General features: G+C 65.2%; 17 protein-coding genes. 12 read left to right on the forward strand and 5 right to left on the reverse strand.

Features of this window, described 5'->3' with window-relative positions:
- The first annotated feature begins 117 nt into the window (after nucleotides 1-117).
- From grxD to pgm, 8 genes are all read left to right on the forward strand, one after another.
- Complete coding sequence (gene grxD / locus AC16HO_RS05590; protein ID WP_395642967.1) at nucleotides 118-438, forward strand: Grx4 family monothiol glutaredoxin; 321 nt, start codon at nucleotides 118-120, stop codon at nucleotides 436-438.
- Nucleotides 435-1,217, forward strand: coding sequence for an SDR family NAD(P)-dependent oxidoreductase (locus tag AC16HO_RS05595; RefSeq protein WP_395642966.1), 783 nt, complete (start codon nucleotides 435-437; stop codon nucleotides 1,215-1,217). Before grxD ends, AC16HO_RS05595 begins: the two co-directional genes overlap by 4 nt.
- 190 nt (nucleotides 1,218-1,407) lie before the next feature.
- Complete coding sequence (locus AC16HO_RS05600) at nucleotides 1,408-2,010, forward strand: YhgN family NAAT transporter (RefSeq protein WP_395642965.1); 603 nt, start codon at nucleotides 1,408-1,410, stop codon at nucleotides 2,008-2,010.
- Nucleotides 2,011-2,110: 100 nt separating this feature from the next.
- Nucleotides 2,111-3,823 carry a bifunctional ornithine lipid synthase OlsF gene (gene olsF, locus AC16HO_RS05605; protein ID WP_395642964.1) on the forward strand — a complete coding sequence of 571 codons (1,713 nt, stop codon included), beginning with the start codon at nucleotides 2,111-2,113 and terminating at the stop codon, nucleotides 3,821-3,823.
- Nucleotides 3,824-4,078: 255 nt separating this feature from the next.
- Nucleotides 4,079-7,522 (forward strand): TonB-dependent receptor, encoded by a 3,444-nt coding sequence (locus tag AC16HO_RS05610; protein WP_395642963.1) that lies wholly within the window; start codon nucleotides 4,079-4,081, stop codon nucleotides 7,520-7,522.
- A gap of 188 nt (nucleotides 7,523-7,710) precedes the next feature.
- Nucleotides 7,711-9,081, forward strand: a complete 1,371-nt coding sequence (gene ppnN / locus AC16HO_RS05615) for a nucleotide 5'-monophosphate nucleosidase PpnN (protein WP_395642962.1) — start codon at nucleotides 7,711-7,713, stop codon at nucleotides 9,079-9,081.
- 142 nt (nucleotides 9,082-9,223) lie between these two features.
- On the forward strand, nucleotides 9,224-10,303 hold the full coding sequence (gene tal, locus AC16HO_RS05620) for a transaldolase (RefSeq protein ID WP_395642961.1): 1,080 nt from the start codon (nucleotides 9,224-9,226) through the stop codon (nucleotides 10,301-10,303).
- Nucleotides 10,304-10,360: 57 nt separating this feature from the next.
- A complete protein-coding gene (gene pgm / locus AC16HO_RS05625; RefSeq protein WP_395642960.1) occupies nucleotides 10,361-11,998 on the forward strand; it encodes a phosphoglucomutase (alpha-D-glucose-1,6-bisphosphate-dependent) in 1,638 nt (545 codons plus the stop codon).
- A 456-nt stretch (nucleotides 11,999-12,454) separates the two neighbouring features.
- Here pgm and AC16HO_RS05630 read toward each other — a convergent pair whose 3' ends face one another.
- Nucleotides 12,455-13,144 carry a ribonuclease T2 family protein gene (locus AC16HO_RS05630; protein WP_395642959.1) on the reverse strand — a complete coding sequence of 230 codons (690 nt, stop codon included), beginning with the start codon at nucleotides 13,142-13,144 and terminating at the stop codon, nucleotides 12,455-12,457.
- Nucleotides 13,145-13,297: 153 nt separating this feature from the next.
- Between AC16HO_RS05630 and AC16HO_RS05635 the strand changes: the two genes are divergently transcribed.
- Together AC16HO_RS05635 and AC16HO_RS05640 are read left to right on the forward strand one after the other, a co-directional pair.
- Complete coding sequence (locus tag AC16HO_RS05635) at nucleotides 13,298-13,765, forward strand: SET domain-containing protein (RefSeq protein ID WP_395642958.1); 468 nt, start codon at nucleotides 13,298-13,300, stop codon at nucleotides 13,763-13,765.
- Nucleotides 13,766-14,053: 288 nt separating this feature from the next.
- A complete protein-coding gene (locus tag AC16HO_RS05640) occupies nucleotides 14,054-15,511 on the forward strand; it encodes an MFS transporter (protein ID WP_395642957.1) in 1,458 nt (485 codons plus the stop codon).
- Nucleotides 15,512-15,673: 162 nt separating this feature from the next.
- On the opposite strand, the gene AC16HO_RS05645 is transcribed toward AC16HO_RS05640, so the two are convergent.
- Nucleotides 15,674-16,798, reverse strand: a complete 1,125-nt coding sequence (locus AC16HO_RS05645) for a prephenate dehydrogenase (RefSeq protein ID WP_395642956.1) — start codon at nucleotides 16,796-16,798, stop codon at nucleotides 15,674-15,676.
- Nucleotides 16,799-16,809: 11 nt separating this feature from the next.
- Nucleotides 16,810-17,481: a YceH family protein gene (locus AC16HO_RS05650; RefSeq protein ID WP_395642955.1), complete on the reverse strand. Its 672-nt coding sequence runs from the start codon at nucleotides 17,479-17,481 to the stop codon at nucleotides 16,810-16,812.
- 79 nt (nucleotides 17,482-17,560) lie between these two features.
- Between AC16HO_RS05650 and AC16HO_RS05655 the strand changes: the two genes are divergently transcribed.
- Nucleotides 17,561-18,448 (forward strand): TIGR01777 family oxidoreductase, encoded by an 888-nt coding sequence (locus AC16HO_RS05655; protein ID WP_395642954.1) that lies wholly within the window; start codon nucleotides 17,561-17,563, stop codon nucleotides 18,446-18,448.
- 98 nt (nucleotides 18,449-18,546) lie between these two features.
- On the opposite strand, the gene fusA is transcribed toward AC16HO_RS05655, so the two are convergent.
- Nucleotides 18,547-20,604 carry an elongation factor G gene (gene fusA / locus AC16HO_RS05660; protein WP_395642953.1) on the reverse strand — a complete coding sequence of 686 codons (2,058 nt, stop codon included), beginning with the start codon at nucleotides 20,602-20,604 and terminating at the stop codon, nucleotides 18,547-18,549.
- Between the two features lie 114 nt (nucleotides 20,605-20,718).
- Nucleotides 20,719-21,777 (reverse strand): NADH:flavin oxidoreductase/NADH oxidase, encoded by a 1,059-nt coding sequence (locus AC16HO_RS05665; RefSeq protein ID WP_395642952.1) that lies wholly within the window; start codon nucleotides 21,775-21,777, stop codon nucleotides 20,719-20,721.
- 184 nt (nucleotides 21,778-21,961) lie between these two features.
- Between AC16HO_RS05665 and AC16HO_RS05670 the strand changes: the two genes are divergently transcribed.
- Nucleotides 21,962-22,729 (forward strand): hypothetical protein, encoded by a 768-nt coding sequence (locus AC16HO_RS05670; protein ID WP_395642951.1) that lies wholly within the window; start codon nucleotides 21,962-21,964, stop codon nucleotides 22,727-22,729.
- The last annotated feature ends 89 nt before the right edge of the window (nucleotides 22,730-22,818 follow it).

Raw genomic sequence — 22,818 nt, forward strand, 5'->3', positions numbered from 1 at the left:
GGCTTGAAGGGATATCGAGTATAAGGGAATTGGGTCGGCGAACGAGGAAACCGGGCTGCGCCTGCTACAATGACGCATCGCGCCGCGGCGCCAGTAGTTGGGCGAAATACGAAAGTCATGGACATCGAAGAACGCATCCGCAAGACTGTGCACGACAACCCGATCGTGCTTTTCATGAAAGGCACGCCGCAGTTCCCGATGTGTGGATTTTCGCAGCGCGCGATACAGGCGCTGAAGTCCTGCGGAGCGCAATTCGCCTCGGTCAACGTGCTCGAGGATCCCGACGTGCGCGCCAATCTGCCGCGCTATTCGAATTGGCCGACATTCCCGCAGTTGTTCATCAACGGCGAGCTGATCGGCGGCTGCGACATCACGCTCGAGCTGCAGGAAAGCGGCGAGCTCGCGCGCATGGTCAAGGAAGCGCAGAAAGCGGCATGAGGATCGAACTGCGCGACACCGCGCGCCTGCCCGCGGACTGGGCGGCGAAATCCGGGTCCCTGCGCAATCGCGTCGTGCTGGTCGTCGGTGCCGCCGGGGCGCTCGGCAGCGCGAGCGCGAAGGCCGCGGCGCAGGCGGGGGCTACGGTGATCCTGCTCGGGCGCAAGGTGCGCCCGCTGGAGAAACTCTACGACGAGATCGAGGCGGAGCATCCGGGCGCGGCCGCGATCTATCCGCTCGACCTCGCCGGCGCCTCGCCGAAGGACTACGACGATCTCGCCGCGACGATTGAACGCGAGTTCGGTCGACTCGACGGCATCGTTTTCGCGGCCGCGCAGTTCGACGGCCTGCAGCCGGCGGTCGACGCGAAAGCGGAGGCGTGGTTGAAGACGCTGCATGTGAATCTCAGCGCACCGTTCCTGATCGTGCAGGCCTGCGATGAGCTGCTGCTGCGCGAATCGGCGGACGGCGCGAACGCCAGCGTGGTGTTCGTGCTGGATGATCCGGCGCGTGTCGGCAAGGCATTCTGGGGCGGCTACGGCACGGCCAAGCATGCGTTGATCGGCTTCGCCTCGACCCTGCACCAGGAGTGGGAAACCAGCCGCGCGCGCGTGCATGCGCTGCTGCCCGCGCCGATGCGCAGCGCGCTGCGCCGCATGGCCTACTTCGGCGAGAATACGCTGGAGCTGCCGCCGGCGGACGGCGCGGCGCAGGCCGTGGTTTATCTGCTCGGCGACGATGGCGCGCAGGCGCGCGGCAAGGTGTTGGATTTGCGTTGATGTTTTTGCTCGTCGTTTCTGCATGTTCTTGGCGGGACGGCGCAGGCATGGATGCCGAAGCGGACATTCGCGCCGCGAACGGCTTGAAAGGCGCGCGGCAGAATGAAGAGCGAAAGCCGTTGGGTGGCCAGCCCTGCGGCTGTTGAAGGCCCCGCCAGAAGCGCGCGGAAATGACGAGCAAGGGGAACCCATGGGCACCAGCATCACCACGTTATCGGCAGGGATCATGTTGTTCCTGATCCTCGATCCGCTCGGCAACATTCCGATTTTCCTGAGCCTGCTCAAGAACGTTGCGCCGCAGCGACGTCGCTACGTGCTCGTGCGCGAACTCGTGATCGCGCTGATCACCCTGTTCGGCATCCTGTTCTGCGGCAGTACCGTGCTCAGGCTGATGCAACTGCGCATCGAGTCGGTCAGCATCGCCGGCGGCATCGTGTTGTTCCTGATCGGCGTGAGGATGGTTTTCCCGCGCGAGGGCGGCGTGTTCGGCGATGCGGAAGGCGGCGAGCCGTTCATCGTGCCGATGGCGATACCGGGTGTCGCAGGCCCATCGGCGATGGCCGCGCTGATGCTGATGGCCAATTCGCAACCCGGCCGCACCGCGGATTGGAGCATCGCCCTGTTCTGCGCCTGGCTCGCCACCGCGCTGATCCTGCTCGCCTCGACCTGGCTGTTTCGCCTGCTCGGCCAAAGCGTGCTGTCGGCGATCGAACGGCTGGTCGGCATGTTGCTCGTGGCGCTGTCGGTGCAGATGTTTCTCGACGGTGTTGCGACCTACATGAAATGGAGCTGACGGCCTTGCTTCACTCCTCCCGCCGGGATGAGGGAAACACAGGATTCTCCGGTCTGTAACAAACCGCCGCTAGCGTGTCGCCAAGGGAGAGGGCGACACCATGATCAGCGTCGAACGCAGTTTTTTCGAGAAGTTTCCACGCCTGGCCGTGGGTCGTGCGCGCAGCTTCTCGCAACCGGTCGTCGAGCTGTTGCGCAAAGTTGCCTGCGAGGATCGGATCAACCGCACGCTGGCCGAGTTTGCGCCACTGGCCGGTTTCGATTTCGTCGAGCAGGCGCTGGCGAAATTCGGGGTCAGCTATCGCATCGCGCACACCGACCGCGAGAATATTCCGGCGGAAGGCCGCCTCGTCGTCGTCGCCAATCATCCGCTCGGCGCGTTCGATGCGCTGGTCCTGCTGCACCTCGTCGGCAGCGTGCGCCGCGACGTGCGCATCCTTGCCAACGACGTGCTCGCGCAGTTCTCGCAACTGGACTCGCTGCTGCTGCCGATCAATGTGTTCGGTGGCAACGGCGCGTCGGCCGGACGCCTGCGCGACGCTTACCGCACGCTTGACCACGAACAGGCGCTGATCGTGTTTCCGTCGGGCGAAGTCTCGCGCATGGGGCCTGGCGGCGTGCGCGATGGGCGCTGGTCCTGCGGGTTCGTGCGAATGGCGCGGCGCATGCGGGCGCCCGTGCTGCCGGTGCATATCGCCGCGCACAACTCGCCGACGTTCTATGGCGTGTCGATGCTGGCGAGGCCGTTGTCCTCGCTGCTGCTCGCGCGCGAGATGTTCGTGCCACAGGCGCAGCTCGGCATCAGCGTCGGCGAGCAAGTTGCAGCAACCGAACTCGGAGCGGATCAGGCCGAGTCGGTCGCGCGGGCGATGCGCCGCCACGTCTATCAGCTCGCCAGGCACAGGCCGACCGTGTTCGCTACGTCGCGCACGATTGCGCATCCGGAATCGCCGCTGGCGATCCGCCGGGCGCTCAGGCGCGCGCAGGAACTCGGCGCGACCCAGGACGGCAAGCGCATCCTGTTGATCGACGCGCAGCCCGACTGCCCGATACTGCGCGAAATCGGCCGCCTGCGCGAGCTGTCGTTCCGCCGCGTCGGCGAGGGCTCGGGCTTGCGTCGCGACCTCGACCGCTTCGACGCGCACTACCGTCATCTCGTGCTCTGGGACGAGCCGGCACTGGCGATCGTCGGCGCGTATCGGCTCGGCGAAGGCGCGCGCATTCTCGCCGCGCGGGGCGTGTCCGGCCTGTATTCCTCAACCCTGTTCGACTATGCGCCTTCGGCGCGCGAATTCATCGCGCAAGGCGTCGAGCTTGGCCGCAGCTTCGTCCAGCCGGCGTACTGGAACTCGCGCAGTCTGGATTACCTGTGGCAGGGTATCGGCGCCTACCTGCGCCATCGTCCCGACCTGCGCTACCTGTTCGGTCCCGTGTCGATCAGTGCGTCGCTGCCACCGGCGGCGCGCGAATGGATCGTGCATTGCCATCGCCACTATTTCGGCGACGGTGAGGGTCTGGCCGTGCCGCGCAATCCGCTGAAAATCTCGCCGCACGTCGAGGCCGCCGCTGCGCAGGCATGGGCCGACAAGGGCGCCAAGGCCGGCCTGATGCTTCTCAAGCGTCAACTTGCGCAGTCGGATTGCACGATGCCGACCCTGTACAAGCACTACGTCGATCTGTGCGAGCCGGAAGGCGTGCGCTTCCTCGCCTTCGGCACCGACCCGGCCTTCAGTCACTGCGTTGACGGCCTGATCCGGCTCGATCTCGGTTTTTTGCGTGCGGCCAAGCGTTCTCGATATCTCGAAGCGGCTTGAGCCTTGGCCCAGTTCATGTTTGTAAAAGTTGCGGCAGAACTGGCAAACGTTAGAGAACTGTCATAAAGTGTAGTTAAGCTCGTGTTAACACGTCATGCGCGCGTCGCAGACAGTGTGCGATAGACATCGAACCGGCCGAGCGTCGGTTTGCAAACCACTTCGGGGTAATGGCGAAATTCAGGCAGCGTGCGTGTGCGCTGTGGGTAGCTTTTCGGTTGAGAGAACAGAGCTGTAACAGTTCGGGAGAAAATCAAGATGATGAAGAATCCGTTGAGAGTGAAGCTGTTGGCGGGCGTGATTGCGTCCGCGCTGGTCGTTGCGCTGCCCGTGTACGCACAGGACACCACTTCGGGCCTGACCGGCCGCGTGGTCGATGCCAAGGGTGCACCTGTCGCCGGCGCGAAGGTGAAGATCGTGCACGTGCCGTCGGGCACCACCTCGAGCGCCACGACGGACGCGAATGGCCGTTACGTCGCGCAGGGCCTGCGCGTCGGCGGCCCGTACCACATCGAAGCGACCGGCGGCGACATCGCCAAGGAAGCCGATGCCGACAACGTATTCCTCAACCTGGGTCAGGTCTCCACGGTCAATCTGGCCGAGCCCGCCGCGGCTGCCGCACAGCTCGAAGGAGTCACCGTCACGGCCAACGCCGCGCAGATCGCCGTGTTCAACTCGGACAACAAGGGTCTCTCGACCAACATTTCGCACGCGCAGCTCGAAGCCGCGGTCAACGCGGACCGTTCGTTCCAGAACATCGCGCGCATGGATCCGCGCGTTTCGGTCACCGACCGCGACTCGGGCAACGTCTCCGCGAACGGCAAGAACTACCGCTACAACTGCATCACGGTCGACAACGTCAACGCCGGCGATCCGTTCGGCCTGAACGGCAACGGCCTGGCGACGATCACGGGCTCGCCGATTTCGATGAACGCGATCGACTCGGTGCAGGTTTCGACCTCGAACTTCGACGTGTCGCAGCGCGGTTGCGTCGGCGCCAACGTCAACATGGTGTCCAAGAGCGGCACCAACGAGTATCACGGCGAGGTCTATTACGGCTATCGCACGGCCAAAGACGGGTTCATGGGCGAGATCGCCCCGGTCGGCAGCGACGTGGACAGCCCGTACCTGGGTTGGAAGCGCGAGTGGACGTCGGGTTTCAACGTCGGCGGTCCGATCGTCAAGGACAGGCTGTTCTTCTTCCTGAGCTACGAGCAAAGCAAGCGCATCGGCTACGGCCCATCGTCCGGGCCGAGCGATGCGACCAGTGCCGGCACCTCGCCCGTGCAGGGCATCAACAGCGCGTTCTACAACAGCGTGCTCAGCAAGGCGCAGAGCCTGGGCCTCAACCCGGGTGATCGCTCGCTCGCCAACCTGACCAACAAGCGCTACCTCGCCAAAGTGGACTGGAACATCAACGACCAGCACCGTGCAGTGTTCCGCTACAGCGAAACCAAGGAATTCCAGCCGGTGACGACCGGCAGCGCGACCAGCGTCACCGCGAACAGCAACTGGTACTACAACAACCGCAACATCAAGAGCTACCTCGGCCAGTTGTTCAGCGACTGGAGCGACGTGTTCTCGACCGAGGCCAATTTGCAGTTCACCAAGATCGTGACCTCGCGCGGGCCGCTGGTCGGCGGTTACCAGCCCTCGGTTGCGGTATCCAACTCGACGACTTCCTCCACGCCGAACGTCACTCTCGGCACCGAATTTTCCAGCCAGGTCAATGCGCTCGACATCAAGCAGGTTTCCGGATACTTCGCCGGTACCTGGCATCTGGGTGAGCATACGGTCAAGGCCGGCATCAACGGCGCGCAGGACAAGGTCTACAACGCCTTCATGCAGGGCTACTACGGCAGCTACACGTATTGGGCGCCAAGCAACGGTTCGATCGACAATTTCGCCAACGGCGCGTGGGAAGCCTATTCGATCAAGCAGCCGGCGCCGGGCTTCGATCTCCCTGGTTCGCAGGCGAACTTCAAGAAGCAGCAGTACGGCGCGTTCCTGCAGGACACCTGGCAGGCGACCGATCGCCTCTCGCTGACCTACGGCCTGCGTCTGGACGCTCCGCGTTTCCCGGCGAGCCCGCTCTACAACCCGTGTTTCGCCTCCGCACCGGGTACGGCGTTCACCGCGAAGAACTCGAACGGCTCGACGCTGTGTACCGCGGCCCGGGGCGGCTTCGGCTACGCCAACAACACGCTGCCGACCACCGCACCGATGTTCCAGCCGCGCGTGTCGTTCAACTACGATTTCGACAGCGAATACAAGACGCAGTTGCGCGGCGGCGTCGGCGTGTTCGTCTCCGATGTGCCGACGGTGTGGTACTCGAACTCGTTCGGCAACTCCGGCCTCACCGCGGTCACCTACAGCATCACCGATCTGAGCAGCAATCCGGTCGGTACGCTGCTGTGCAGTGCGAACGGCACCTCGTTCACCAAGGCGGCAGGAGCGACCTGCCCGACTGGCCAGATTCCCTACGTCAAGCAGGCGCCATCCTACAGCGCGGCCAATCCGTTGATTCCGGGCGGCACGACTCCCGCGGCTCCGGGCGCCAGCGGCGCGCAGATGGCGGTCGATACGATCGATCCGAACTTCAAGATGCCGCGCACCACACAGATCGCGCTCGCTTTCGATCGCGAACTGCCGTGGATGAGCATCATCAGTTCGGTGGAATTGAACTACACCAAGACCAACGACGAAATCCTGTACAAGATGCTCAACTACGGTGCGCCGACCGGTGTCGGCCCGGACGGTCGCAATCTGTACTACAAGACGATCTCCGGCACGTTCGCGACGTCCAGGGCCAATGCGAACTCGGCATTCGGCACGGTGACCCAACTGACCAATTCGCACGCCGGCCAGTCCACCTCGCTGACCTGGTCGTTCACCAAGCCGATGGCCGACGACTGGAGCGCGATGATGGCGTTCCGTGTGGGTCATTCGACCGACGCGAACGCGGGTGCGTCGAGCGTGGCCAACTCGAACATCCAGGCCAACATGTGGGTCAACCCGAACCAGGACAGCATCGCGACGTCGAACTACGACGTGCCCAAGCGCTTCATCGCCGGCGGGACCTGGCAGCACAAGTTCTTCGGCGACTACAAGACCCAGATCAGCATGTTCGCCGATCTGCATTCGGGCGCGCCGTACAGCTGGATTGCCGGCAACGACATGAACGGCGACGGCTATTCGCGCGATCTGATCTACATTCCGAAGTCGGCGACCGACGTGGCCTGGAAGGCGGGCACGACGGCCACGCAGATCCAGCAGTTCATGAGCTACGTGCAGGGCAATCCGTATCTGAGCGAGCACATGGGCCAGATCGCCGGCCGCAACGCCGTGCGTTCGCCCTGGGTCAACCAGATCGACCTGTCGTTCAAGCAGGAAATCCCCGGCATCTTCGAGGGCAACAAGGGTGAACTACGCTTCGACTTCTTCAACTTCGGCAACCTGCTCAACAGCAAGTGGGGCGTGGAGAAGCGCGCGCAATTCCCGCTGTTCCGCCAACTCGCGAACGTTTCCGGCATCGATCCGGCGACCGGCAAATACATCTACGACATCACCGGCGCGCAGTACAAGGACGCCAACGGCAACTACAAGCCGCAGTCGCTGCTCGTCAACGAAACCGGTGGCGGCGGCACGTCGATCCCGAGCCAGCGCTGGTCGGTGATGATGACGGCGAAGTACACGTTCTGACCGTCCGCGTACGCAGAACACGTTGAGAAGGCAGGCCGGCGTCCGCAAGGGCGCCGGCCTTTTTCATTGGCGAAACTTGCGCGTCGCCGCGCACGCCCAGATACTACGAAGTCGCTCCGCCGTTTCGCGACGGTTCGATCGCCTCGCCGGTCGCGCGGGCGTAAAGTTCAGTTCTAGGAAAAAACACGATGGCACAGCTCACGGTAAACGCGCGCATTTCCCCGGTCGCGGGCATGGACGTACTTTCGCGCGACGAGGTCACGCGCCTGCGCGACGCCAGCCAGGGGGGGCTGCATACCCTGCTGCAGCGTTGCGCGCTGGCGGTGCTCGTGTCGGGGGAGCAGATCGGCGACGACCCGCGCAGCATCTTCGAGCGCTATCCCGACTTCGACATCCAGGTGCTGCAACAGGATCGCGGCGTCAAGCTCGAACTCAAGAACGCGCCGGCGCGCGCCTTCGTCGAAGGCAGGATCATCCGTGGCATCAACGAGCTGCTGTTCGCGGTCGTGCGCGACATCGCCTACGTCGCGACGCAGATGGATGCGGGGCGCTTCCGTCTCGGCGACTCGTATGGCATCACCCACGCCGTGTTCGAGATCCTGCGCAACGCGCGCGTGCTGCGCTCGAACACCGATCCGAATCTCGTCGTCTGCTGGGGCGGCCATTCGATCAACCGCACCGAGTACAAGTACACGAAGATGGTCGGCTACGACCTCGGCCTGCGCGGACTCGACATCTGCACCGGCTGCGGCCCGGGCGCGATGAAGGGGCCGATGAAGGGTGCGACGATCGCGCACGACAAGCAGCGTCTGCGCCGCAAGCGCTACATCGGCATCACCGAGCCGGGCATCATCGCCTCGGAATCGCCGAACCCGATCGTCAATGAACTGGTGATCATGCCGGACATCGAGAAGCGCCTCGAGGCGTTCGTGCGCCTCGGCCACGGCATCATCGTGTTTCCGGGCGGCGTCGGCACGGCCGAGGAAATCCTCTATCTGCTCGGCATTCTCCTGCATCCGCAGAACGCGAACCTGCCGTTCCCGCTCGTGTTCGCCGGGCCCAGGGAGTCGGCCGCGTATTTCGAGCAGATCGATGCGTTCCTGCGTCTCGCGCTCGGCGACGACGTCGCGCAACGGTACCGCATCGTCATCGACAATCCGCTGGAAACCGCCAAGCAGATCGCGCGCGGCATCGACAAGGTGCGCGAATACCGCATCGAGAGCCAGGATGCATTCTTCTTCAACTGGGGTCTGCACATCGAGCTGCCGTTCCAGCAGCCGTTCCGGCCGACCCATGCGGACATGGCCGCGCTCAACCTGCATCGCGAGCAGCCCAAGCACCTGCTTGCGGCCGATCTGCGTCGCGCGTTCTCCGGTATCGTCGCCGGCAACGTCAAGGAGGAGGGCACGCGCGCGATCGCCGAGCACGGCCCGTTCGTGATCGACGGCGATCCCGAGATCATGCGCGCGCTCGACAAGATGCTCACGAGTTTCGTCGAGCAGCAGCGCATGAAGCTGCCGGGCACGGCCTACGTGCCGTGCTATCGCGTGAAGACTTGAAATAGTGTTCAACGCAGATCAGAGCGGATCCAGATGGATATAAGCGGATGAAGATGTTTCTCGTCGTGATCCATCCGCTCTGATCCGTCTTGATCGGCTGTTATCTGCGTTAAAATTTCTGCATAGAAGTGCGAGACACCGGATGAAAGCGACACAACAACTCCACGATCTCGGCCAGAGCCTCTGGCTCGACAACATCACGCGCGAGATCCTCGACAACGGCACCTTGCAGCGCCACATCGCCGAGCTGTCGGTGACCGGTCTGACCTCGAATCCGACGATCTTCAACGAGGCGATCGGCAGCGGCTACTATGACGCCGCGATTCGTGCGAAGGCGAAGGCCGGCAAGGCCGGCGAGGCACTGTTCATCGACATCGCGCTGGAAGACCTGCGTCGCGCGGCCGACCTGTTCGCACCGATTCACGCGAAGACCGGCGGCGTCGACGGCTGGGTATCGATGGAAGTCTCGCCGCTGCTCGCTGCCGACACCGCCGGCACGATCGCGGCCGCGAAGGATATTTTCGCGGCCGCGCAGCGACGCAACCTGTTCGTCAAGATTCCGGGCACGCCCGAAGGCATTCCGGCGATCGAGGAAGCGATCCTCAAAGGTGTGCCGGTCAACGTCACCCTGCTGTTCTCGCGTGAGCAGTATCTCGCCGCGGCCGAAGCCTACCTGCGCGGCATCGAGCGGCGCCTCGCCGCAGGCCTCGATGCGGTCGTCGAATCGGTGGCCTCGGTGTTCGTCAGCCGCTGGGACCGCGCGCTCGGCGCCGAGGTGCCGGCCGAACTGCACAACCGGCTCGGCACTGCGACAAGCGCGCTTACCTACCGCGCCTATCTCGATCTGCTTGCCTCGGATCGCTGGAAGAAACTCGCGGCGCAAGGCGCGCATGCGCAGCGCCTGCTCTGGGCCAGCACGGGCACCAAGGATCCGAAACTCTCGGCGAACTTCTACGTCGAGGCACTCGCTGCGCCAGGTACGGTCGACACGATGCCGGAGAAAACCCTGCTCGCGTTCGCGAAGGACGGCAAGGTCGGCGCGGCGATGGCCGCGGATGGCGGCGACGCCGAAGCGCTGCTCGCCCAATACGCGCGCGCCGGAGTCGACGTCGATGCCCTCGCCACGAAGCTGCAGGTCGACGGCGCCAAGGCCTTCGTCGATTCCTGGAACGAACTGATGCGGCGCATCGCGACGAAGAGCGCGGCGCTCGCTGCCGCCTAACTTTTGCCGGTCATTCCGGCTTTCGCTGGAATGACGGAATTGAAGGACGAAGCCCAAATGACCGCCGTTCCAGGCCAACTTCCGCCGGCATCCCTGCTCGAAAACATTCCACGCCTCGTTACCGCGTATTTCGGGCTGATCCCGGATCCGGCCGAGCCGACCCAGCGCGTCGCCTTCGGCACCTCCGGGCATCGTGGCTCCTCGCTGCGCGCGAGCTTCAACGAGACGCATATCCTCGCCGTCACCCAAGCCGTATGCACGTATCGCAAAGCCAGGGGCATCGATGGCCCGCTGTTCCTCGGCATCGACACGCATGCGCTGTCCGAACCGGCGTTTGCGAGCGCGCTCGAGGTGCTCGCCGCGAACGGCGTCGAGACGATGATCTCGGCGGGCGGCGAATACACGCCGACGCCGGCCGTGTCGCACGCGATCCTCGTCCACAATCGCGGCCGCACGCGCGGCCTTGCCGACGGCATCGTCGTCACGCCCTCGCACAATCCGCCCGAGGACGGGGGATTCAAGTACAACCCGCCGAACGGCGGCCCGGCGGACACCGAGGTGACCGGCTGGATCGAACAGGAGGCGAACCGCCTCATCGAGGGCGGTCTTGCCGAAGGGAAACGCATGCCGTACGCGCGCGCGCGCGCCGCGGCGAGCACGCACGCGCACGATTTCCTAGGCGCCTACGTCGCCGACCTCGGCAACGCGATCGACTTCGACGCGATTCGCGGCGCCGGCTTGAAGCTCGGCGTCGATCCGCTCGGCGGCGCCGGCGTGCACTACTGGCGGCGCATCGCGGACACGTACCGCTTCGATCTCGACATCGTCAACGAAACGGTCGATCCGACCTTCCGCTTCATGACCCTGGACTGGGACGGCCGCATCCGCATGGATCCGTCGTCGAAGTTCGCGATGCAGCACCTGATCCGCCTCAGGGACAAGTACGACGTCGCCTTCGCCTGCGACACCGACCACGACCGCCACGGCATCGTCGCGCGCAGCTCGGGGTTGATGCCATCCAACCATTACCTCAGCGTGATGATCGACTACCTGTTTCGTCATCGCCCGCGCTGGCGCGCCGACGCGGGTGTCGGCAAGACGGTCGTGTCGAGCGCAATGATCGACCGCGTCGCCAACGGCCTCGGACGCCGCCTCTACGAAACCCCGGTCGGCCTGAAGTGGTTCGTCGCCGGGCTGCTCGACGGCTCGCTCGGCTTCGGCGGCGAGGAAAGCGCCGGCGCCACCTTCAGCCGCATCGACGGCAGCGTGTGGACCACCGACAAGGACGGCATCGCCGCGGCGCTGCTTTCCGCCGAGATCACCGCGCGCAGCGGGCGCGACCCCGGCGAGTGTTACCGCGATCTGACGCAGAAATACGGTGAGCCGCTGTCGAACCGCGTCGACGCGCGCGCCAACGCGGCGCAGAAGAAGAAGCTCGCCCAGCTCACGCCCGACAAAATCGAGATCAGCGAACTGGCCGGCGAGAAGGTCGAACACGTGCTCGACCGTGCCCCCGGCAATGGCGGCCGCATCGGCGGCATCAAGGTGATCGCAGCGAACGGCTGGTTCGCCGCACGCCCCTCGGGCACCGAAGACATCTACAAGATCTACGCCGAAAGCTTCATCGACGAGGCGCATCTGAAACGCCTGCTCGCCGAGGCGCAGGCGGTGGTTGACAAGACCATTGGGGCCTGAGGCTCACGCAACCTCGCTTTTGATCCGGCTTTCGATCTTCGGGGCCCCGTTTGCCGCGGCGAGGGCATGCCGTGAAATGTCCGCAGGATCGCGCGCACGCTGCGCGCGAGTTCGTTGCCTGGACAGGGAAGTTCAGTCAACGAACCCCGGCATGACCTTGCGCACCCGGAGCGCGAAGCGCGGAGGGCGCGGCATCCGGGGCGGCGTTTCTTGACTCCGGGCATCCTGCCCTTCGCCGCTTCGCGGCCGGCTCCGCCGTTCGCGCCGCTCCTGCGGCGCAGTGGTTACTTTCTCGTCGCTGCTGACGAGAAAGTGACCCGCGCGCGGGATACGAGCGGAAAGGCGAATGGATGCGGTCAGAGAGATAAAAAAAGATAAATGGAATGCCGGCTTTGCCGGCATGTGCGAATATGTCGGATTCCGGCAGTCCCTGCCGGAATGACGAGCAAAACGACGTCAGCGTACCGCCGGTATCGTCAACTTCCCCGCACGACAGGAATTGCGCACGCGCCCGCCGCAGGACTTCACCGAAAGATTGTCCTTGTCCACGCAGATGCGCACTTCCTCGAGCGTGCCGCCGTCCTTGCACTGGACGCTGATCATGTTGTCTTCCAGGCCGGGATTGACGTCGATGAAGGCCTTGGCCACATCGTCGGCGCTCAGCGATGGTGACGTGGCCGGCGTCTTCAGCGCCTGCGGGATCGTCACGCGCGAGAACGCGTCTTCGGCCAAGGCGAAATAACCCTTCGGGTCCAGGCCGGAACAAGCGCCGTGGGTCTGCCATTCGTGCTCGACCAGGTGCCGGCTCGGCATGATCGGCAGCATCTGCGTGACCGTGGCTTCATCGGGTTCGCGGCTGGTCGAGCAGTTCTGCGGCCAGCCGCCGCTGCGGTACTGCGGCCACAGGCCGTGCAGGACGAAGCCGTAGCCCTTGCCGCATTGCTGTGTCTCGCCGGGATGTACCGCGCAATAGCTCGGTGACCACGACAGCGAGACGACGTAGTAGTCGAAACGACCGGGCCGACCCTCGCCGGAGTTGGCGTGCTTGCCCTTGCCGCGAGCGTCCGCTCCGGTCGCGGCGGCGAATGCGAGCAGCAGTCCGATCGCGACGATGCAGAACGAGGTGAGCCGGGACTTGGGCAGCATGGTGTTCCTTGCGCGGACGCGCCTGTTGGAGTGACGCAGCAGATGATAAGCGCAGGGCCGCGCAGCGGCAATTCGCCGGCGCGAACCGGCGCGCGAATGCAGCGATCGCGCTATCATTCGCGCTTCCCTTTTTCGCGAACATCGAGTCGTCGCATGGCCAAACGTTTTGTCCGCCGTTCTTCCCCGATCCACGGCAACGGCGTGTTCGCCGCGCAGGACCTCGCCAAGGGCGTGCGCGTCATCGAGTACAAGGGACGCCTGCTGACCCACGCGCAGGCGAACAAGACGTACGCGAACGACAGCGATTCGGGCCACACCTTCCTGTTCACGCTCAACGAGAAGTACCTGATCGACGGCGGCGATGGCGGCAACGACGCGCGCTGGCTCAACCACAGCTGTGCGCCGAACTGCGAGGCGTGGATGGTAGAGGACGATGGCGGCGACAAGCGTCGCGACAAGGTCGTCATCGAGACCCGGCGCGCGATCAAGGCCGGCGAGGAGCTGACCTATGATTACGGCATCAAGCTCGAGGAGCGCCATACCGCGCGCCTCAAGGCGATCTGGGCCTGCCGTTGCGGGGCGAAGAACTGCACCGGCACCTTGCTCAAGCCCAAACGCTGAACCCGCCGCCAGCGCGGGATTGCCGCCGACGGGAGGTAAACGTTTGCAGCGGCGCCGACGGATGTTAGAGTCCGCAAGTTCCACGAGGGAGGGATTCGTGGGCGGCAAGATGGTTGTATTCGCGCAACGGCGCACCCCGGCAGGCGATCGCCACACAAGAATCGCCGCCCGCCCCGAAGCACGATAGCCCAGCGGCGTCATCCGCCGGGCACGCCGGAGACGTCTTGTGGCCCGCAATCCGCGCACGCCCCGGCATGCCGGGCAATTCTCATTACGGCGGATATTTTCATGACGACACAACAAACCCGGTGGTCGCAGTTTGGCGCCCTGATCACCGTATTCTTCTTCTGGGGATTCGTCGCGGCGAGCAACGACATCCTCATCCCGGTGTTCAAGAAGGCGTTCAGCCTGAGCCAGGCGCAAAGCCAGCTCGTTTCGGTGGCGTTCTACGTCGCCTACACGGTAGGCTCGATCATCTATTTCCTCGTTTCCAAGGCCACCGGTGCCGATGTACTCAACCGCATCGGCTACAAGAACGGCATCTGCGTGGGCCTGGTGATCTCGGCGCTCGGCACGCTGCTGTTCTATCCAGCGGCGAATCTCGGCTCGTTCACGCTGATGATCTCGGGCCTGTTCGTGGTCGGCCTCGGCTTCTCGCTGCAGCAGATCGCGGCCAATCCGCTCGCGATCGTCATGGGCGATCCGAGCACCGGCGCGCAGCGCCTGACCATGGCCGGCGGCGTCAACAACCTCGGCACGACGATCGGCCCGCTGATCGTCAGCATCGCGATCTTCGGCGCGGTCGCCGCAGGCGGCACCGAGGCCAGCATCGAGAACGTGAAGACGCCGTATCTCGTGCTCGGCATCGTGTTCATCCTCGTCGCATTGTTTCTGTATTTCTCGCCGGTGCCGAACAAGATCGACCTCGAACACGTCGCCGCCGACGAAGCCGGGGACAGCACCAAGCTGATCCACAGCAACTCCATGTTCGCTGCGTTCAAGTATCCACAGCTCGTGCTCGGCATGATTGCGATCTTCGTCTACGTCGGCGTCGAGGTTTCCACGGTAGCGAACCTGCCGGCCTATCTCGAGCAGGGCTTGGGCATGCAAACCGCGCACATTGCGCCGTTCGTGTCGCTGTACTGGGCGAGTCTGATGATCGGCCGCTGGTCGGGTGCCGCCGGTGCGTTCGATGTGAGTGCGTCGGCGAAGAAAATTCTGACTTTCGTGCTGCCGTATCTCGCGTTCGGCGTATTCCTGATCGTCAACACGATCGCGCAACACGACGTGCGCCTGTTCCTCGTCTACGCCGGCGTCATTGTCGCGATGATCGTCGCCGGCCTGCTGGCCCGCGGCAATCCGGCGCGCATGCTGTTCAACTTCGCTGCGGGCGGAATTCTTTCGCTGGTCATCGGCATGGCAAGCAGCGGCATGGTGTCGGTGTTCGCGTTCACTGCCGCGGGTTTGTTCTGCAGCGTCATGTGGCCGTGCATTTTCGCACTCGCGATCGCCGGCCTCGGCAAGAACACGAACGAAGGTTCGAGCTTCCTGATCATGATGATTTGCGGCGGCGGCTTCGTCAGCTGGTTCCAGGGCTTCGTGTCCGAGGCGATCGGTATCCACGCAAGCTACATCGTCGGCGTCGCCTGCTTTGCCTACCTTGCGTTCTACGCCTGGCGCAGCACGGCGATCCTGAAAAAGCAGGGCATTGATCTCGACCAGCTAGCCGCGGGCGCGGGCCACTGACGTCTGCATCTGCGCCGCCGCGAATCGTCGCGGCGGCGAAATCCAAAGCGATCTAAACGCGGATAAAAGCCGATTGAGAGCTGATAAAAGCGGATTCATGAAAATTTCTTGATCCGCTCTTATCCGTTGTTATCCGCTTTTATCTGCGTCAAGACACTATCTCTATATCAGCACGCGGCCGATACCGCGCTCGTTTATCGCCACGATCGCGGCCTGCACTTTCCCCGCATCGCTGGCCGGATCGTAGCCGATGCGGAAATGCAGCTCGCCCTCGGGCGTGCGCGAGGAGTGGATCGAGTCGAGGTTGATCGCGTGCGTCTCGAACACCTGCAATAGCGCGCGCAGCGAGCCAGGTTGGTCCAGCGGCAGGAACACGCTGATGTGCGCAGGCGAGACGAGGTCCGACAGCAGGTAGCCGAGCCGCTCGAAACCGTAGCTGCCCTCGGCGAGCAGCTTGCCGCCGTGGAACTCGCGCGGCTGCACGAGCAGCCTTTCGCGCATGGCCGCGCGCGCCGCATCGCCGCCCTCGCGCACGCGGTCGCGCAGGAAATCGATATGCGCCGCGAGGCGTTCGAGCATCGCGCCGATGTGCGCGTTCTCGAACTGGATGTCCTCGTAGATCGCCGGATTGCTCGCGAGCATGCGCCGCGTGACCACGCCGTCGAGTTCGTAGCCTATCGTGCGGAACGGATGGATCGCATCGAGGCCACCGAGGGCCGGTGCAAGTTCGCGTAGCGTCGCCGCTTGCGCCATGTGCGTGGCGTGGGTCATGCCTTGCACGACGGCCATGATGCGGTCGTGCAGCTCGGGCTGCGCGCTCACGCAGTCGGCTTCGGTGGCGGCGAGGAATTGCTCCAGCCACGCGCGCCACGCGTCGATGCGCGCCGCGCAGACGACGAGCACGCGGCCCTTGAGTGTCGGCGTCTTCGGCGGCGCGGTCATCGGATGCAGGCCGGCGACTTCCGCCTGCGAGCGCAGCATCGCGGCGACCGGCGCGGCCTTGATCGAGGTCAAGTCGAGCCAGAGCTTGCCGCGCTCGCGGCCTGCGGCGAGCGCGGTGTATTCCGCGATCAGTGCTGCCGTCGCGCGGATCGGGGCGGAGAAGATCAGCACGTCGGCGCGTTCGATCAGGTCGAGTGGCGACAAGGCCTCGTCGCCGTTCGGATCGCGGCCGATCACCGCAAGGCCCATGCGTTGTTCGAAGAACTGCCGCAGCCAGCGCCCGAACGCGCCGGCGCTGCCGACGATGCCGATGACGGGCCGTTCGGGAATCGGGGTCGAGGCCATGCGCTTCGCGATCAACCGGTCAGCAGCGCGAGCTGCTCCTTGAGCGTGGCGACTTCGGCTTCGAGCCGGGCCACGCGCTCGACCAGATCGCCGTCGATCGTGGTTGCGGCTTGCGCGGCGACCGCTGCCGTGGCATAGGCTTCGATGTCGACCGGGCCGCCGAGCAGGTGCATGTAGCGATCCTCACGCTGGCCGCTGCTGCGCGCAATGCGCACGACCAGGGCGGGCGCGCGTGCGAGCAGGCGATCCAGCGAATCGCGCACGTCGGCGAGGTCGGGAAAATCGGCGAGCCGCTCGCAGCGGGTCAGCAGTTCGCCGAGCGTCTGCGGGCCGCGCAGCAGCATCACACAGAGCAACGCACGTTGGCGCGGCATCACGGCGTAGACCGCGTCGAAGCAATGCGCATAGCGCGCCACGCGCTGCGCGAACGGATCTGCTTTGACCAGGCCCTTCGCCTCCATCTCGCGCAAGGCATGGCCGACTTCACCCGTTTGCAGATGCATCACCGGCTCGCGGCTGGTCTTCTGGTTGCATGCCTGCGCGATCGCGTTGACCGTGAGCGGATACACGTCGGGCGTGATCGCGGCCTTTTCGATCAGGCTGCCGAGAATGCGCGCCTCGATCTCGTTCAAGGCGGGGAAGGGGGCAATTTCGGCGGCATTCTGGGCGGTCGGATCGATCATGTCTGGACTCTCGGCAGGCTGCAAGCTTGCCGCAAGGGCGTAGACTGACACAATAGATGTGGCGGGCGGGAGCAAACGCATGCGCATCCTGATCACCGGCGGCAGTGGCTTCATCGGCAGCGCGCTGTGCCGCTCGCTGGTCGCCGACGATGCAGACGTGGTCGTGCTGACGCGCAACGCGCAGCGCGCCCGGTCGCGCCTGCCGGAGCAGGTCGCGCTGATCGAACGGCTGGGCGAGGCGGGCGAAGTCGATGCCGTGGTCAATCTCGCCGGCGAAAACCTGGCCGAGCGGCGTTGGACCGAGACGCGCAAGCAGGCTATCCGCGCTTCGCGCATCGGTACCACGCGCGCGCTCATCGAATGGATGGCAGCGCAATCGAACAAGCCGCGCGCACTCGTCTCCGGCTCGGCCATCGGCTGGTACGGTGCGTGCGGCGATGAGGAACTCGACGAGGAGGCGAGGCCCGGCGAGGATTTCGCGGCGCGGCTCTGCCGCGACTGGGAAGCCGAGGCGGAAAAGGCGGGTGCGCTCGGCGTGCGCGTCTGCCGCATCCGTACCGGCGTCGTGCTCGACACCGGTGGCGGCGCGCTGGCGAAGATGCTGCTGCCATTCCGCCTCGGTGTCGGCGGCCGCCTCGGCGATGGCCGGCAGTGGATGAGCTGGATCGCGCGCAGCGACCTTGTCGATTTGATCCGCTGGTTGATCGATACCGCCGCCGCGCAGGGCGCCTACAACGCGACCGCGCCCCAACCGGCGATCAATGCCGACTTCACGCGCATGCTCGGCGCCGCCCTGCATCGCCCGGCGTTGCTGCCGATGCCCGCGTTTGCGCTGCGTGCGATGCTTGGCGAGATGGCCGACCTGTTGCTGACCGGCCAGCGCGTATTGCCGGTGCGCGCGCAGGCGCAAGGTTTTGCGTTTCGCCACCGCGATCTGGCGGCGACGTTGAACGCGATTCTGGGGTAGCGCCGCAGAAGGATGCGGTCGCAGTGAGCCGCGTCGTTCGCAATGGATACGGGTCGCGTTACCCACCGTATCCTACGACTTTCGTGCTCGACGGGTGCTCAATCTTCCTCCACCTTCGGCTTGTACGCCTCGATCAGCTTCTTCTGCACCTGTGCCGGCACCGGGTCGTAGTGACTGAATTCGATCGCGTAGCGACCCTTGCCGCCGGTCATCGATTTCAGTTCGGTCTGGTAGTCGGCGACTTCGGCGAGCGGCGCCAGCGCGCGGATGACGAGTTCGCCGCTGCCCAGCGTATCGGTGCCGCTGATCTGCGCGCGCTTGCCGGCGAGGCCGCCGGTGACGTCGCCGACGTGCGCATCGGGCACGAACACCTCGAGGTTGACGATCGGTTCGAGCACCTGCGGCTGCGCCTTGGCGACCGCGTCGAGGAACGCCTTCTTGCCCGCGGCGACGAAGGCGACTTCCTTCGAATCGACGGTGTGGTACTTGCCGTCGTAGACGATGACGCGCAGGTCCTGCATCTGGTAGCCGGCGACGGCGCCGTGCTCGAGCACCTGGCGCACGCCTTTTTCCACGGCGGGCAGGAACTGGCCGGGGATCGTGCCGCCTTTCACTTCGTCGACGAACTCGAAGCCCGTGCCGCGCGGCAGCGGTTCGATGCGCAGGTAGACTTCGCCGAACTGCCCCGCGCCGCCGGTCTGTTTCTTGTGCCGGTGGTGGCCTTCGGCCTTGACGCCGACGGTCTCGCGGTAGGCGATGCGTGGCGGTCGCGTCTTCACCTCGACGCCGTAGCGCTCCTTCAGGCGTTCGATCATCAAACGCAGGTGCAGGTCGGAAAGACCGCGGATCACCGACTCGTTCAATTCCTTGTTGTGCTCGTAGCGGAAACAAGGATCTTCCTCGGCGAGCTTGTGCAGTGACGCGGCGAGCTTCTGTTCGTGGCCCTTGTGCGCGGGCTCGACCGCGAGGCCGAACATCGGCTGCGGGAACGCGAGCGGGGTGAGATGGATCTGGTCCTCGTCGTGCGAGTCGTGCAACACCGCGTCGAAATGGATCTCCTCGACCTTGGCAACCGCGGCGATGTCGCCCGGAATCGCCTGCTCGATCTCGACGTAGTCCTTGCCGCGAAGCTTGAACAGATGGCCGACCTTGAACGGTTTTTTGCCGTCGTCGATGAACAGCTGCGAATCCTTCTTGATCGTGCCCTGATAGACGCGGAACACGCTGAGCTTGCCGACGAACGGATCGTTGATGATCTTGAACACGTCGGCGATCACATGCGCTGCAGGATCGGGTTTCGCTTCGATCGGCGTCGCGGTCGCGCCGGTACCCTTGACGAATGGTGGCGGGTTGCCTTCGAGCGGATTGGGCAGCAGTCGTTCGATGATACGCAGCAGCTCGCGCACGCCCGCGCCCGTGCGTGCGGAGACGAAGCAGATCGGAACCAGATGGCCCTCGCGCAGGCACTGCTCGAACGCGTCGTGCAGTTCGGCGCCGCTGAGCGATTCCTCGCCGGCGTCGAGATAGTGGCCCATCACCGTCTCGTTGATCTCGACGACCTGGTCGATGATGCGTTGGTGCGCGGCGGCGACACTGTCGAAGTCGGCGACGCCGTCGGGTTTGAAGAAGCAGTCGACCACCGCTTTTCCGCCCTGCGCCGGCAGGTTGATCGGCAGGCATTCCGGGCCGAAGGTCTCGCGCAACTGTTCCACCAGCGCACGCGGGTTGCCGCCGTCGATCTTGTTGACCACGATCATGCGCGCGAGGCCGCGCTGTCTGGCGTGGTGCATCATGCGCTGCGTGCCGTACTCGATGCCGGCGTGCGCGTTGACGACGACGGCGCAGGTCTCGACCGCAGCGAGCGCGGTCAGGGTCGGCCCGCGGAAATCCTGTGAGCCGGGTGTGTCGAGGAGATTGATGTGGCAGTCGCCGCGGCTCTGATCGGTGATCGTGATCGAGGCGATGCTCGCGTTGAGCGAATGTTGTCGTTGTTTTTCGAGCGGATCGTGGTCGGAAACCGTGGTGCCGCGCTCTATCGTGCCGGGACTCTGGATCGCGCCGCCCGCGTGCAGCAGGGCTTCGAACAGCGTGGTCTTGCCCGCGGCGGAGTGGCCGACGAGCGCGATGTTTCGGATGCCTTCGGTGGTGTATGCCACGACGCTCCTCCTCGATGTGCCGGCGTCGAGCCGGGGCGTCAGGTTTCTCCTTTTGTCCGCGCCGGTCAAGGGGCGCCGCCGCAGGACCTTGCCGCGGCAATGGCGCCTGCGTTTCTACCAGGCGCGCAGATATTGCTCGGGTGCCGGGATGCTCGCGCCCAGCTCCGCCGCGGCACGGCGCGGGAAGTAGGGGTCGCGCAGCGACTCGCGCGCGATGAGGACGAGATCGGCGTCGCCGCGTTCGATGATCTGCTCTGCCTGCGATGGCGTCGTGATCAGCCCGACCGCGCCGGTGGCGATGCCCGCCTCGCGGCGGATGCGTGCCGCGAACGGCACCTGGAATCCCGGTCCCACGGGAATTCTCACGTGCGCGAGGTTACCGCCCGAAGATGTGTCAATCAGATTGGTGCCGTCGGCCTTGAGCCAGCGCGCGAGTTCGACGCATTCGTCGATGTCCCAGCCGCCGTCGGCCCAGTCGGTGGCCGAGACGCGCACGAACAGCGGCCGCGGCTGCGGCCACACGCCGCGCACGGCGGCGACGACTTCGCGCAGCAGGCGTGCGCGGTTCTCCAGCGGGCCGCCGTAGGCATCGGTGCGCCGGTTCGACAGCGGCGACAGGAATTCGTGCAACAGGTAGCCGTGGGCCGCGTGGATTTCGACGACGTCGAATCCGGCGTCGCGCGCGCGCGTGGCCGCGGCAGCGAAATCGGCGACGACCTTGCGCAGTCCGGCCTCGTCGAGCGCGGTCGGCACGGCGTAGTTGGCATCGAACGCGATCGCGCTCGGCGCCAGCGGCGTCCACGCGCCGCTCACGCCAACCAGCGGCTTGCCGCCGCGCCACGGCAGGTCGGTGGACGCCTTGCGTCCGGCATGGGCGAGCTGGATGCCGGCGGCGGCGCCTTGCGTCTGGATGAATCGCACGATGCGCGCCCAGGCCGCCTGCTGCGCTTCGTTCCATATGCCGGTGTCGGCCGCCGAAATGCGCCCCTCGGGCGAGATCGCGGAGGCTTCGGTGAAAACCAGCCCGGCGCCGCCGACGGCGCGGCTGCCGAGATGGACGAGATGCCAGTCGTTCGGAACCCCGTCGATGGCCGAGTATTCGCACATCGGCGAGATGGCGATGCGGTTGCGCAGCGTGGCGTCGCCGATCGTGAGAGGCGTGAACAGAGCCATGGAGTTTCGTCCTGTCGGAAATCCGGAGTCATGCGAGGTGGGGCAGGGTTTTCCGGAACTCAAGAGTCGGCCGGCTCCACGTAACGGCAAGTCGCGCTCAGCGTTGATTTAGGCCGGTCGCGATAAGGTCGCGGACCGATTTGCCGCTTTCCCGCAGATGAGCCCAGTCACAGGTATGCCCGACATGCTGCAATCCGAAAGGCGGGCCGTGGACGACTGGAGTGATGGCATTCGTGCGCGCGCCCTCGCGCATGTGCGCATGCGCGGAGTGCGCGGGTCGAGTCCGTTGCGCATTGCAGCGATCTCCGCTGCAATTCTCCTTCACCTGATTGCGGTGCTGTGCCTGTACCTGCTGATGCGGCCACATCCGATGCCCGATGAAGGCCGTATCGAAGTCCGCTTGCTCGACGCCGCGGCGCCGGAGCCGAGCCTGCCGGAACCGCCGGTGCAGGCGAATGCCGTAGTACGCGCGCCGATTGAGCCGGCGATGCCCGCGATGACGTCGACGCCGCCGGAGATGACGAACGCACCGGCCGCGCGGGAGGCCCCGCCCGCCGCGATTTCGTCCGCTCGCTTGTTCAATTCCGACGGTTCGGTACGTTTGCCCCCGGCCCCCCCGCGGACGCCACACGAGGAGGGCATCGAGCGCGCGCGCGAGTTGCTGGCGCGCGGCCACAACGTGTTGCGCTGCGCGCGCGGCACGCTGGTCGAATCGTCCGGGCCGACGATAAACGAGCGTGCGGCCAAGGCGGCGCGAGTTACGCGCCTGCTCGCATTCGCGACGTCGCGGTCCTGGGAAGTCCCGGCGCAACGCGAGTCGCAGGTCGATATCGATGCGGCCTATTCGTCCGACTCGACGATCGAGAATCTGACGATGATCGGTCAGGATTGCGACGATGCGTTCTATCGCCGGCCGCCGCCGAAGGCGCGTGAGCCGCGTACGCCGCGGTAGACGGACGACGAGGCTGGCGAACCCTTCGGTTCCGCCGGAATGTTTCGTCCTTGCTGTTGCTATGACGGCTGCGCGTTCCGTCCCGATTT

This window comes from Rudaea sp., from assembly GCF_057139185.1.